A 12,479-nucleotide genomic window follows, 5' to 3' on the forward strand; every position below is an offset into this window, starting at 1 on the left:
CGATGAGATGCTCATCGAAATGATCACCCCGAAGGTGCGGGAGATCGAAGAGAAGTTCTCTCGCGGGGAAGGCTTGACCCAGGAAGACATCAATACGCTGCTTCTCAAAAGCCAGTACAACCACATCAACCACCTCGATCAAAAACTCGATGAGGTGACCGCAAGCGTCGTGGCGCTCGAAGGGAAGTTTCAGGCGCTGGAAGGTCAGTTCCAGACCTTCAAAGCCGAGATGATCGCCGAGTTTGAAAAGGCGCAGGTCAAGATGCAGGAAACCATCATCACCACCATGAAGTGGTACATTGGTGGCGCAGGAATTGTGCTCGTGGTGCTCAAAGCGCTCGATATTTTCGTTTCCAGCTAACTCGCTATTGACCGCATCGTTGGCGGTGTCAATGGCCTCTTTTCCGGCGCTGCGCTAGATCCCCAACGCTACGAAGGGCTTACCACCTCGCGCATGATTGCCACCAAATTACATGGCTACGATAGAATCTCAGGAACGTGCGGATGAACGTGCGGATCAAGAGGAGCCCCAAACCATGACCACCGCCGCTGAAATCTCTTGGGACGACCTCAAGGCGATGATTTTGGGTCTTGCCGAGCAGAGCAAAGAGACCGATCGCCGCATGCAGGAAACCGACCGCCGGATCCGTGCGCTCGAGCGCCAATTGGGGCGCCTGGGGAACCGCCTGGGGCAGTTCGTGCAGGACATGGTCGAACCTGCGGTGGTGCGCCTCTTTCAAGAGCAGGGCATTCCGGTACATCGGGTGATGCCGAATGTCCGCGCGCGTGACGACGCGGGGCAAACGGTGATGGAGATCGACCTTTTGGTGATCAATGGCGACCATGCAATCGCGGTGGAATGCAAAAGCCGCCTCACTACCGATGATGTCGACGAACACCTGGAGCGCCTTTCGCGCTTCAAAGCGGCGTTTCCCGAGTATGCCGATAAGCTTTTGCATGGCGCGGTAGCGGCAATGGGCGCACCCGACGAAGTCGTGCGCTATGCCGAAAAGCAAGGGCTTTATGTGCTCGTGCAAGCGGATGACGACGTGGTGGTGAGAAACGAGCCAGGCTTTACGCCGCGGACGTGGTAAGCGCCTCCTCACGCAACGCCAACCAAAACCCTACCCAACAGAACCAAACCACGGGAAACCACCAGATGTTGAGAAGCACCGGCTGCGACTGCAGGGGAAAGGCGTACGCCGCAAGCGCTGCCCCCCAGGGTGCAGCGCGCGCCTTGGCTTCTGGCGGCGCTCGGCGATAGGCCACCGCTGCGGCGCCTGCCATCGCCAAAACCCAGAGAAGCCCGCTAGCGCCCAGCTCGGCCCAGAGCGCTAGGTAGAGGTGGTGGGCGTGGTAAGGGTCTGCGGTGCGAAAAAGGTCTTCAGTATTGGCGTAATCGGGATAGACTGCGCGAAACTGTTTGGCGCCAACGCCGAGAAACGGGTGGGCGGCGCCCATCCGGAAGGCATTCCGCCAAAGCTCCCAGCGTTGCGTAAGGATCGCGTTGAGGCCTGCTTCGATCTGCGCGGCGTCGTGCGCCTGAAAAAGGGCGGCAACCCCTTGAAGGGTATTCGCAGCACGGCTCTGCCACGCCGGCGATAGCGCAATCGCGGCACCGATTCCAACCACCAGCGCGGCAAGGAGCCCCACCAAGAACCGCCGCGGCCAAAGCCATACCACCGGCAACGCCGCCAAAGTGAGAAGAACGAGCGCGCTGCGTGCTCCAGAGAGCAACACCACCCAGCCGGTCGCAAGAAGAAGGGGCAACGTTAGGGCAGGCCGTACGCGCCATGGCCAGACGGCAACGGGAAAAAGCACAGCGAGCAAAACGGGCAGCTTCAGCGAATCGGCAAAAGGCCCCAGAAGCCGCCCTTCGAAGTGGTCTGGGCGGTAGAGAACGCCAAAGAGGTCGACACCCAGGAGAAATTGCCACAGGGCATCGATGAGCAAAAAGCCGAACGCAACCTGAACGCCGACCTGTAGCCACCTTGCTGCGCCTCTAATCTGTTGCGCTACCCAGGCCAGCGTAGCAGTAGCCAGGGCAAAACCGGTCACCAAAATCGCGTAGCCGAATCCGCTGCCAGGCTGTGGGGCGCCAACCAGCGAAAGCGTTATGATGACCGCCAGCGCAAATAGCCCCCCTGCCCCCCAGCGTGCAACCGGCGTTGCCCAGAGTCGCCTCCGCTGCCACGCTGCCACGCCACAGGAAAGCCCCAGCAACAGAAAGAAGGGAACGCGCGGCCCGCCCGGAAGCGGCTGGGCCCAGATAAGCCCCGTAGCCAAAAAGAGCGCTAGCGCAGCAAGCCACTTGTGCGCTTTGGCGCGCCCTATTGCCGCTTCGTTCAAGCGGCGAACGATACTCACTCTAACCACTCAAACGCTCCGCAATCTCCAGGCGTAATTCTACGTCCTGGATGTGCTACGATAATCGTCTCTTTTCCTTGCGGAGCCCTTCATGACCGGCTACGTCTCCGAAGCCACCCGTTTCCTAGAGGACTATCTCAGCAACCACCCGGAGCAGCGCGAAGTGGCGCGGCAAGGGCGCGCGCTGTGGTGGGATAAGCCCCAGGACGCTGAAACCACGGCACAGTTTGCCGCGGCGCGGGTTCCCACCTACCCGTACTCCTACGACACCAGCCATCCGCAGCTCGATCCCTTTCGCGCGGATGGGTACCGTCTGGCGCTACCGCCGCGCCTGGCGGCGCAGGTGGCGCAGCGTTCTGTCCCGACGGAGCGCGCCTAAGCGGCTTTGTGCGCTTCTGTGCTCCCCACCCCGTACGTCCTGCTCGACATCGAGACCACCGGCGCGCATCCCGAGCGCGACCGGATCATCGAGGTGGCACTCACCCGCGTCACAGACCCGGCGTTACCCGCTGAGCGGTGGGAGACGCTGATCAACCCCGAAATGCCGATCCCGCCGGTGATCGAACGGTTGGTGGGAATTACCTCTGCGATGGTCGCGAACGCGCCCACCTTTGCCGAGATCGCGGAAACGCTGCGCACCCGTTTGTCGGGGGCGCTTCTGGTGGCGCACAACGTCCGTTTCGATTACGGGTTTTTGAAGCAGGCGTTTGCCCGCTGCGGCATCTCCTTTTCCGCGCCCCTTTTTTGTACGGTGAAGTTTGCAAAAGCGCTGGAGCCCGAACATCGCCGCCATGGGCTGGATGCGCTGATCGATCGGCACGGCTTTGCGTGTCCGGCCCGCCACCGCGCGCGCGGCGACGTTGCGGTGCTCGAACAATATCTTGCCTATGCGCAGGCCCATTTCCCGCCCGAACGGCTCTTGCTCGCCCGTGAAGCGGCGATGAAGCATCCCGCGCGCCCGCCGGGGCTTGCCGAAGGGGTGGTCGAGGCGATTCCAGAGACCACGGGCGTCTATCTCTTTTTCGGCGAAAACGATCTGCCGCTCTATATCGGCAAAAGCAAGGGGCTGCGTAGCCGCGTCACCGCCCACTTCAGCGCAACGACCCGTAACGCAACGGACGCCGAGATCGCGCGGCAGATCCGCCGCATCGAGTGGTTGGAGACCGCGGGAGACCTGCACGCGCAGCTGGTAGAGGCCGAATTGGTTCAGTCGATGAAGCCGCGTTACAATAAGCGGCTGCGCCACAATCAGGTGGCGGTAGCGATCCACGTCGCGGGCTTGGGTGCGAGCAGCCGCGCGCCGCTCACCGTCACCTATCTCCCCATCCAAGGCACTGATCCGCGTACCTGGCCCGACGGAACGTTTGGCGCATTCACCGACCGCAAACAGGCGGAACAGACGTTGCGGCAATTGACGAAAAACCATGGGCTTTGTCCGGTGCGGCTCGGTTGGGAGCCTGCTGCGCGCCGCGCGTGCAGTGCGCATCAGTTGCGCCACTGCGCGGGGTGGTGCGCCGAGAAGGAGTCCGCAGCCGAACACGATGCGCGCTTGCTTGCGGCGCTGCGACAACTGGCTCCACCCCCGTGGCCCCATGATGGCCCCGTGCTCTTACATGAGACGAACGCAACGGGCAGCCGCACGGTCTGGTTTCTGGTCGACCATTGGTGTCTGCTGGCGCGTTTCGAACGCGCGCCGACACCGGACGAGATTGCCGCGGCGCGCGCGCAACCCTACCGCTTCGACCTCGATCGCTTTCGCATCCTCAAAGCCCATGGACTTGCCAAACTCTCGGTAGAATAGCGCCATGCCTCGTACCGATATCGAAGTCATCAATAAGCTCGGACTCCACGCGCGCGCGAGCGCCAAGCTGGCGGAGCTGGCGAACCGTTTCCCCTGTGAGATCTGGCTGGAGCGCAATGGCCGGCGGGTGAACGCCAAAAGCATTATGGGCATTTTGATGCTCGCCGCGGCAAAGGGGACCACGGTGACCGTGGAAACCCAAGGCGAAGCGGCCGACGCAGCGCTTGCGGCGATCATCGACCTCTTCCAGAACCGCTTCGGCGAACCGGAGTAGCGCGGTGTCGGCTGTTGCATTCACGCTTCACGGCCTTGGGGTCTCCTCTGGGATCGCGATTGGCCGCGTCCATCTGGTCTCCCATGCGCTCCTTGAGGTTCCCCATTACGAAATCCCGCCGGAACGGGTCGCGGAGGAGCGCACGCGCCTCAAAGAGGCGGTGGATGCGGTCCGCACCGAACTGCGCCTGTTGCGCGCCGCAGCCGACCAGAGCGCGGCGCATCAGGAGCTTGACGCGTTCATCGATTTGCAGATCTTGATGCTCGACGACCCGATGCTCATCGACGCGGCGCTCGAGAGAATCGCGACTAACGGAATCAACGCCGAATGGGCGTTGGCGCAACAGCTCGAGGAGCTCCTTGCGGCGTTCGAGACGATCGACGACGCCTACCTGCGCGAACGCAAGCAGGATGTGGTTCAGACCGTCGAGCGGCTGATGAAGGAGCTGCGCGGCCTGGCGCGACCGATGCGCGCGCGACACGACGATTGGCCGACGATCATCGTCGCGCACGACCTCTCTCCTGCCGATACCATCGGGTTTCGCGGCCAGCGCATCGGCGGGTTTCTCACCGACGTTGGCAGTCCCACTTCCCACACCGCGATCGTGGCGCGCAGCCTGAAGCTTCCGGCGGTGGTGGGGGTGCGCCACGCACGTCTGTTGTTGGAAGACGACGAACTGATCATCATCGACGCGCGCCGCGGGGTGGCGATTGCCAATCCGCCGCCGGAGATAGTGGAAGAGTATCGGTTGCGAAAAGCAGCGCTCGATCTCGAGCGCACGCGTCTGGCACGACTCAAAGAGGCGGCAACCCGCACGCTCGACGGCACCGAAATCCTGCTGCACGTCAACATCGAGTCCCCGAAGGATTTGCCCGCGGTGCGCGCGGTGGGGGCGGACGGCATCGGGCTCTACCGCACCGAGTTCCTGTTCACCGAACGCGCCGACCGGCCGTCGGAAGCGGAGCAGTTTGAAGCGTACCGCGAGGTAGTGCGCGGCATGAAGGGTAAGCCGGTGACGATCCGCACCTTCGACCTGGGCGCGGACAAGGATTTCGACCTGAGTGACGAGCGGCGCGCGCCCGCAAACCCAGCGTTGGGGTTGCGCGGGATCCGCTACTGCTTGGCCGAACCGGCGTTCTTCCTCACCCAGCTGCGGGCGCTGCTGCGCGCCGCGGCGTGCGGACCGGTGAAGATTTTGCTGCCGATGGTGATGCACGCGAGCGAAATCGACCGCGCGCGGCAATTGATCGCGCAGGCGCGCCGCGAACTCATCGCCGAAGGGGTGAAAGTGCCGGAGCAGGTGCCGCTGGGTGCGATGATCGAAGTGCCCGCAGCGGCGATCGCGCTGCCGATGATCGCGCGCCGGGTCGATTTTCTCTCGATCGGCACAAACGACCTCATCCAATATACGTTAGCGATCGACCGACAAGACGACGCCGTTGCCGACCTCTACGACCCGCTGCACCCCGCGGTGCTGCGCCTCCTTAGTGGAATTCTTTCGTTTGCCGCTCGGATCGACCTTCCCGTTTCGCTCTGCGGCGAGTTGGCGGGCGACCCGGACTACGCGTGGCTTCTTGCCGCGTTGGGGTTACGGGAGTTCTCGATGCACCCGGATCGGCTGCTGGAGGTAAGGCAGCGTCTGCTCTACGCCAATTTGGACGAACTGGCGCCGAAAGCGCAGCGCTTGGTGAAATTGGACGATCCACAGAAGATCCGCGAGGCGTTTGCGCGCTTCAACGATGGGGTGCGTTAGGGGCATCCCGATAGCGCACGCAAGCGACAGCCGCTCGCGCGGGTGCCAGCACCCGGGCAGTGAGGCGCGCCGACCGGTCAATTGGGCGCGCGCCCGGAAGCGTTCGGCGTGGGCGCAGGTATTGGGGCGCTTGCGGCAGCAGTATGTTGCAGTGCGCGATTCGGAGCAACGGCCTCGGCGAGTTGCCCAAGCACCGCATCCACCCCCCCTTGCGCAGCGCTCCAGAGGTCGATCGCGGCAACCAGCACCTGGTACGCGGCGTCGATGCGGTTGGCGCGCACTTTCGCCAACTCTTGCTGGGCGTTCAGCAGATCGACCGCGTTGCGGGTTCCCGCCTGAATCCCCTTTTCGGTGCCGATCACCGCTTGCTGCGCGGAGCGTTCCGCCTGTTCCAGCGCTTGCCACTGCGCGTACCCAAAGCGCAGCGCCGTATAGGCCTGCGTTACCGCTTGGGTGAGTTCGCGCCGCTTCGCTTCGGTTCTGAGTTGCGCTTCTTCGAGCGCCGCGAGCGCTGCGCGCACCGACGCGTCGATCCCACCCCCCGCGTAGAGCGGAATTTGCAGTTGAACCGCGGCACTGGTGGTATCGTACTGCTGACCGATCGTGGTTTCGCTGTCACTGCGGCTCATCCGGCGCGACACCACCAGATCGACGGTGGGTTTGTGTTGCCCACGCTGCTGTTCGACCTGCTGCTGGACCGCAGCCTCTTGGGCAACCAGCGCACGGACTTCGGGGTGGTTGGTGTGCGCAGCGTCGATCCACGCGGTGAGCGGCTTTGCGAGCGTCTGTTCGGCGAGCGGCGGCACCGCCTGCATCGCGTCGAGCTCCTCGGCGGTGACCGCACGCCCGATGAGCGCCGCAAGCGCCGCAAGCGCCTGCTGCAACGCCCCTTCCTGCTTCAAGACAGCGGCCTGCGCGATGTCAAGCCGGGCTTTTGCGTCTTCGACGTCGGTTCGGGTGGCGCTACCGAGCGCATAGGCCCGTTCCGCCTGTTTGAGGACGAGTTCGTACCGGGCTACGTCCTGTTGCGCGACCGCTCTTTGCGCGCGCGCCGAGAGCGCCTGCGCGTAGGCCTGCGCTACCTGCCGCAACAGCCGCACCCGTGCGGCTTCGACGCTGATCTGGCTCGCTTCGGCCTGCGCTTCGGCCCGTTTCCATCCGGCCCAGTCGCTCGCGCGATAAAGCGGTTGCCGCGCGGTGAGGTTCCAGTTGCGTGATTGGTAATCGTTATTGACGGTGCGCCCTTTGGCTAGACCGCTCAGGTATTCGGTGTCGGTTTGCGATCGCCCTGCGGAAGCAGAAAAGGTGACCGAGGGCAAGAGGCGCGAGCGGGCAACGTCCACCCCCGCCACGTCTTGCTCGGCCCGTTTTTGGTTCGCGGCAAAGTTGGGGTCGTTCTGCTCAGCCAAGCGAAACGCCTCCGTGAGGTCGAGCGCAGTGGCGGCGTGCGCCACCCCCAAGGAGAGCGCGGCGACGAGCGCACGGGCGCGCCAGCGTGCGTTTGGCCGAAAAACCGGAACAGCTGACGTTTTGCGTTTCTGTGGGCTCATGGCTCTTTCACCGCGCTGTGGAGACGCTCCCAGATCGGTTTGATCAGGTACTGCAGGAAGGTCCGCTCTCCGGTCTTGATGAGCACCGTCACCGGCATTCCCGGTTGCAAATGGCGATTGGGGCCAAGCGTCTGCCATCCGTTTTCGGTGAGTTCAACCCGCGCCAGATAGTGGGGCGGCAACGGCTGGGAGCCGAGTGCAAGGGTGCGATCGGTAACCAGATCGGCCGAAACCGAGATCACCCGTCCTTCGAGCACCTTGCCCGCTAAATCGTGGAAATTGGCAAGCTGCACTTCGGCAAGCAATCCAGGGTGGACCCGCTCGATGTGGTGCGGCGGCACCTGCACTTCGAAGACCAGTTTTTCGTCTTTGGGGATGATCTCAAGGAGCGGCTCGCCGGGGCGCACCACGCCGCCAACGGTATGGACCGCAAGCGCATTGACGTATCCGGCAACAGGGGCGCGGATCACGGTGCGCTCAAGCTCCTCTTTGAGCGCTCGCACGCGCTCTTCTACGACCGCAAGTTGCTTGGTAACCTCCGCAAGGTGCGTCTCGACCTCTTTGCGATACTCCTCTTGCAGGGATTGCGCGCGCAGCCGCGCGTCTTTTGCTTGTTGTTTCGCGAGCGTGATCTGGTTTTGCAGTTCCAACGCTTGCCGTTCGAGTTCCAACTGCGTGTTGCGCGGCGCATAGCCCTCTTGCGCCAACGCACGCATGCCATCGAGCTGCTCCTTGAGGAATTGGAGCTGCTCGGTCCGAGCCGCCGCATTCTGTTCGGCAGTGCGTGCGGTCTCATCGAGCACCCGCAGCTGCGCCGCAAGCGCCTCTTGGCGGGAGCGAAAGAGCGCTTGCTGCTGAGCGATCTGTTGCGCCGCATCACCCGTTGCGCCAAGCTCATAAAGGGTCTGCGGGAAGGTCACGGCTTTGGCGCCGCTGCGTTCCGCTTCAAGCCGCGCTTTCGTCGCAAGAAGCGCCGCGTACTCTTTGAGCGCGCTCTGGTATTGGGCCGAGACCGTGGTGTCGTCGAGGATGATCAACGGCTGCCCCGCCTCGACAAAGGTCATGTCTTGAACGAGGATCGCTTTGACGATGCCGCCGGTGAGGTGCGACACGGTTTTGCGCTTCGACTCAACGATGGTCACCCCCGGCGCCGGTACTCCGGCGTCAAGGGGGGCGGTTGCGGCCCACACCAGGAAACCGCCAAAGAAGAGCAACAGGATCCAAACGCCGATGCGTAGGAACCGCGTCGCTTCATCCGGCAGCACTTCATGCGCCACCGTTTCCACTGGGCGCGCGTTGGCTTCCAAGACGATCGGCGCTGCTTCGGCAGACGCCGTTTGCTCGCGCTCTGGCGCTTGGTTTGAGGGATCGCGGCGGGCGGGCGGGTTTTGCTGCGTTTCGGGGCGCGATTGCACCGGTGGGTTGGTTTCACCAGGTTGGGACACCATCAATTCTCCTGCACTTGCGAGACGGAGGTGTTCGACGCCGCGTCACGCGCGGACGACGTGGGAGCGGCTGTCCCCGCAGACGGGGTGTGCGACGCCGCTTGCCCGGACGTCGGTGCCTGCGCGGCGGGCGGTTGGGCCGGCGATTGCGCTGGCTGTGGCCGTGCGGGCGGTTGGGCCTGGTGCTGCGCCTGCGGAGCGGGCGGTTGCGCTGCGTGGGGTTGCGCCGCTTGCTGCGCCTGTTGCGCCGCTTGCTGCAACGCGGCAAGCACCTGGTCGCGTGGCCCGTAGGCGTGCAGCGTTCCGTCGCGCATCACCGCGAGCCGATCGACCACTTGCAGGACGCTCGTGCGGTGGGTGATCACCACCACGGTGCGCCCTTGGCGCTTCATCTCCGCCAACGCGCGCACCAACAGCGTTTCGCCGATGTCGTCGAGGTTCGAATTGGGCTCGTCGAGGACGATCAGCCGTACGTCGCCGTAGAGCGCGCGCGCCAACGCTACCCGCTGCCGTTGCCCGCCCGAAAGGACCATACCACCGGGACCGATCGGCGTGTCGTACCCTTGCGGCAAGCGCAGAATGAGGTCATGCACCCCGGCGCGTTGCGCCGCTTCGACGATTCGCTCCGCATCGAGCGGTCCGAAACGGGCGATGTTTTCCGCGATCGTGCCGTCGAAGAGTTCGATGTCTTGCGGCAGATACCCGATATAGGGGCCGAGTTCCGCTTTGTCCCACTGGCTGACGTCGGCGCCATCGAGCCGCACTTTGCCTGCGGCGGGGGCCCAGACGCCGACCAGGAGCCGCGCCAGCGTCGATTTACCGGAACCCGACGGGCCGATCACACCCACCACCGTTCCGGGGGGGATCTCCATCGTCACCCCGCGCACCACCGGGGTTTGGCTCCCCGGCGGGACTGCGACCACCCCTTCGACCGACACATGCCCTTTGGGTGGCGGCAGCGACAGACGCGGCGGGCGCGCCGGGAACGCGGTAAGGAGCTCACCCAGCCGTTCGTACGCCAACCGCGCCTGCACGAAGCCGCGCCAGTTGGCGATCAGTTGATCGATCGGCGCAAGGGCCCGCCCCATCAAAATGGAGCCGACGATCATCGCGCCGGGGGTCAATTCGTTTTGCAACACCAACCACGCCCCAAGCCCGAGGATCAGCGACTGCGAGGTGATGCGCACGAAGCGGGTGATCGCTGAGATGAGCCCAGCGCGGTCACTTGCCACCGCTTGCAGTACCAGATGCTGCACGTGCCGCGCTTTCCAGCGCTGCCGCAGCGCCGGAAGCATCCCCATCGCTTCGACCACTTCGGCGTTTGCCAGTTGGTTGTGGGCGAAGTTGGTCGCCTGGTTGGCGTATTTGTTCGCTTCAGCAAGAGGCTTTTGCGTTGCCACCTCCGTCACCACCGTGAGCATCACCAGAATCAACGCCGAAACGACGCTAAACCAGCCGATCCACGGGTGGAGCACGAAGCACGCCACGAGGTAGATCGGAAACCAAGGGGCGTCGAAAAAGGCGAACGGGCCGTTCCCGGTGACGAACTGCCGCAATTGGGTAAGGTCGCTGAGCGCTTGCCGCGCGTTGGCGCCGCCGCGGCGAAGCGTTGCTTCGAACGCGGCATCGAAAATACGCTGATTGATCTTGGCTTCCATCGCCGCCCCCACCCGCACGAGCACGCGCGAACGGATGAATTCGATGACCGACATCAGAAGAAACAGTGCCACCACCAGGATCGTCAGCATAAGAAGCGTGGTGGTGTTGTGGCTGCTGAGCACCCGGTCATAGACTTGCAGCATATAGAGCGGCGCGGTGAATTGCAGCAGATTGATCACGAACGAAAACGCGCCCACCCCAACGAAATAGCGGCGCATTTCGCTAAAAAGCTGCGCAAGCTCAGGAAACCGGTTCTCTCTCTTGGCCATCGGTAATGACTTCCTTCCACGCTGCCGCGGCTGGTGCACTGCGGCAAAAGGCGATTGTCGCACAAAGCGAACGTGACTGCCAGGTGATTCGGAGGGTGTTTTACCCCTTTCCACGCTTTGTCGTGACCGCGGTCACATCGGTTCGCGCTGCCTAAGCCCGCAAGTGACGAACCGGTTGGGTGCGCGCCCCACCGAGAAGACAAAACCATTCCATGAAAATGGTTGACGGATGCGCCCCCTTTAACGATAATAACGCTCTCGCGTTCCCCGATAGCTCAGCTGGTAGAGCAACGGACTGTTAATCCGTGGGTCGCAGGTTCGAGCCCTGCTCGGGGAGCCAGATCAAACCGCACAAAACGCTAGATCATTCAGCATCTCAAGCCACGCTCGGTGGCTTTTTTCGTTTCGAGGTTACCCCATGTCGGTTGCCATCGCCACCGTGCCGCTTACCGCGGTCACGGCAACGCTACCCAAGAACGATACCGAGGACACACCGCGCCCCCCTTCCCACAAAGCCGAAAAGTTGGAGAAGTCGCTGTTGCGCGCGGTGGGTGCGGCGATTGCCGATTACGCGATGATTGGCGACGGTGACCGGATCATGGTCTGCGTCTCGGGCGGCAAGGATTCGCTGACGCTCCTTTCGCTGTTGTTGCTCCTCAAGGCGCGTGCGCCTGTTTCGTTCGAACTCATTGCGGTCAATCTCGATCAAGGGCAACCGGGTTTTCCTGCCGAGACGCTAGCGCGCCACTTCGAAGCGCTGGGGGTTCCCTACCGGATCGTGCGCGAGGATACCTATTCGATCGTCCAAGAGAAGATCCCCGCGGGCAAAACCACCTGTTCGCTCTGCTCGCGACTGCGGCGCGGCATCCTCTACCGCACGGCGCGAAAGTTGGGGTGTAACAAGCTCGCGCTGGGCCACCACCGCGACGACATCCTGGAAACCTTCTTTCTCAACCTCTTTTTCGGTGGCCATGTGAAAGCGATGCCGCCGAAATTGGTCAATGACGACGGCGACCTTTTGGTGATCCGACCGCTTGCCTATTGCCGCGAGCGCGAGATCGAGCGCTACGCCCGCGCGATGGCCTTCCCGATCATCCCGTGCAACCTCTGCGGTAGCCAAGAGAACGCGCAGCGTAAGCAGATCAAAGCGATGCTGCGCGCATGGGAGGCCGAAGACCCGCGCCGCGTCGCGTCGATCTTTACCGCATTGCAGAACGTCACGCCCTCCCACCTGCTCGATCGCACGCTTTTCGATTTCGTGGGGTTGCGCCCGACTGCACCGGGCGTGCCCTCGTAAAGCTGCGACACCCGCACGAAACCGCCCAAGGTTGCGAGAAATGAGGTACGCTTGTCCCTGAGAA

10 protein-coding genes, 1 tRNA gene and 1 pseudogene are annotated in these 12,479 nt (G+C 63.3%); 8 read left to right on the forward strand and 4 right to left on the reverse strand.

Annotated elements, in window-relative coordinates; all coding sequences use genetic code 11:
* A pseudogene (locus tag KUL93_RS04765) lies at window positions 1-361 on the forward strand (hypothetical protein); the annotation flags it as partial.
* 175 nt (window positions 362-536) lie between these two features.
* Complete coding sequence (locus KUL93_RS04770; protein ID WP_217125950.1) at window positions 537-1,094, forward strand: DUF3782 domain-containing protein; 558 nt, start codon at window positions 537-539, stop codon at window positions 1,092-1,094.
* Here the strand turns inward: KUL93_RS04770 and KUL93_RS11700 are convergent.
* A complete protein-coding gene (locus KUL93_RS11700; protein WP_217125951.1) occupies window positions 1,075-2,376 on the reverse strand; it encodes an O-antigen ligase family protein in 1,302 nt (433 codons plus the stop codon). The genes KUL93_RS04770 and KUL93_RS11700 overlap by 20 nt on opposite strands.
* A gap of 82 nt (window positions 2,377-2,458) precedes the next feature.
* On the opposite strand from KUL93_RS11700, the gene KUL93_RS04780 reads away from it, so the two are divergent.
* Genes KUL93_RS04780 through ptsP form a run of 4 tightly spaced genes read left to right on the forward strand, consistent with a single transcriptional unit; the run spans window position 2,459 to window position 6,195 of the window.
* Complete coding sequence (locus KUL93_RS04780) at window positions 2,459-2,746, forward strand: DUF3460 family protein (RefSeq protein WP_217125952.1); 288 nt, start codon at window positions 2,459-2,461, stop codon at window positions 2,744-2,746.
* An 18-nt stretch (window positions 2,747-2,764) separates the two neighbouring features.
* Complete coding sequence (locus KUL93_RS04785; RefSeq protein ID WP_217125953.1) at window positions 2,765-4,168, forward strand: exonuclease domain-containing protein; 1,404 nt, start codon at window positions 2,765-2,767, stop codon at window positions 4,166-4,168.
* Between the two features lie 4 nt (window positions 4,169-4,172).
* Window positions 4,173-4,442, forward strand: a complete 270-nt coding sequence (locus tag KUL93_RS04790) for an HPr family phosphocarrier protein (protein WP_217125954.1) — start codon at window positions 4,173-4,175, stop codon at window positions 4,440-4,442.
* Between the two features lie 4 nt (window positions 4,443-4,446).
* Window positions 4,447-6,195, forward strand: a complete 1,749-nt coding sequence (ptsP, locus tag KUL93_RS04795) for a phosphoenolpyruvate--protein phosphotransferase (RefSeq protein ID WP_217125955.1) — start codon at window positions 4,447-4,449, stop codon at window positions 6,193-6,195.
* Window positions 6,196-6,272: 77 nt separating this feature from the next.
* Here ptsP and KUL93_RS04800 read toward each other — a convergent pair whose 3' ends face one another.
* Genes KUL93_RS04800 through KUL93_RS04810 form a run of 3 tightly spaced genes read right to left on the reverse strand, consistent with a single transcriptional unit; the run spans window position 6,273 to window position 11,118 of the window.
* Window positions 6,273-7,745, reverse strand: coding sequence for a TolC family outer membrane protein (locus KUL93_RS04800; RefSeq protein WP_217125956.1), 1,473 nt, complete (start codon window positions 7,743-7,745; stop codon window positions 6,273-6,275).
* Window positions 7,742-9,193, reverse strand: coding sequence for an HlyD family type I secretion periplasmic adaptor subunit (locus KUL93_RS04805; RefSeq protein ID WP_217125957.1), 1,452 nt, complete (start codon window positions 9,191-9,193; stop codon window positions 7,742-7,744). Before KUL93_RS04805 ends, KUL93_RS04800 begins: the two co-directional genes overlap by 4 nt.
* Window positions 9,193-11,118, reverse strand: a complete 1,926-nt coding sequence (locus tag KUL93_RS04810) for a type I secretion system permease/ATPase (protein ID WP_217125958.1) — start codon at window positions 11,116-11,118, stop codon at window positions 9,193-9,195. The genes KUL93_RS04805 and KUL93_RS04810 overlap by 1 nt, the downstream gene beginning before the upstream one ends.
* Before the next feature lie 264 nt (window positions 11,119-11,382).
* Between KUL93_RS04810 and KUL93_RS04815 the strand changes: the two genes are divergently transcribed.
* Both KUL93_RS04815 and ttcA read left to right on the forward strand, forming a co-directional pair.
* Window positions 11,383-11,458, forward strand: a tRNA-Asn gene (locus KUL93_RS04815).
* 78 nt (window positions 11,459-11,536) lie between these two features.
* Complete coding sequence (gene ttcA / locus KUL93_RS04820) at window positions 11,537-12,415, forward strand: tRNA 2-thiocytidine(32) synthetase TtcA (RefSeq protein WP_217125959.1); 879 nt, start codon at window positions 11,537-11,539, stop codon at window positions 12,413-12,415.
* The last annotated feature ends 64 nt before the right edge of the window (window positions 12,416-12,479 follow it).

The sequence above is a fragment of the Hydrogenophilus thiooxidans genome (genome assembly GCF_019049855.1).
Lineage (GTDB): Bacteria > Pseudomonadota > Gammaproteobacteria > Burkholderiales > Rhodocyclaceae > Hydrogenophilus > Hydrogenophilus thiooxidans.

Coding starts and splice junctions, on each gene's coding strand:
- KUL93_RS04810 (WP_217125958.1), bottom strand. CDS start 11,118: ATGGCCAAGAGAGAGAACCGGTTTCCTGAGCTTGCGCAGCTTTTTAGC.
- ttcA (WP_217125959.1), top strand. CDS start 11,537: ATGTCGGTTGCCATCGCCACCGTGCCGCTTACCGCGGTCACGGCAACG.
- KUL93_RS04790 (WP_217125954.1), top strand. CDS start 4,173: ATGCCTCGTACCGATATCGAAGTCATCAATAAGCTCGGACTCCACGCG.
- KUL93_RS04780 (WP_217125952.1), top strand. CDS start 2,459: ATGACCGGCTACGTCTCCGAAGCCACCCGTTTCCTAGAGGACTATCTC.
- KUL93_RS04770 (WP_217125950.1), top strand. CDS start 537: ATGACCACCGCCGCTGAAATCTCTTGGGACGACCTCAAGGCGATGATT.
- KUL93_RS04800 (WP_217125956.1), bottom strand. CDS start 7,745: ATGAGCCCACAGAAACGCAAAACGTCAGCTGTTCCGGTTTTTCGGCCA.
- KUL93_RS04805 (WP_217125957.1), bottom strand. CDS start 9,193: ATGGTGTCCCAACCTGGTGAAACCAACCCACCGGTGCAATCGCGCCCC.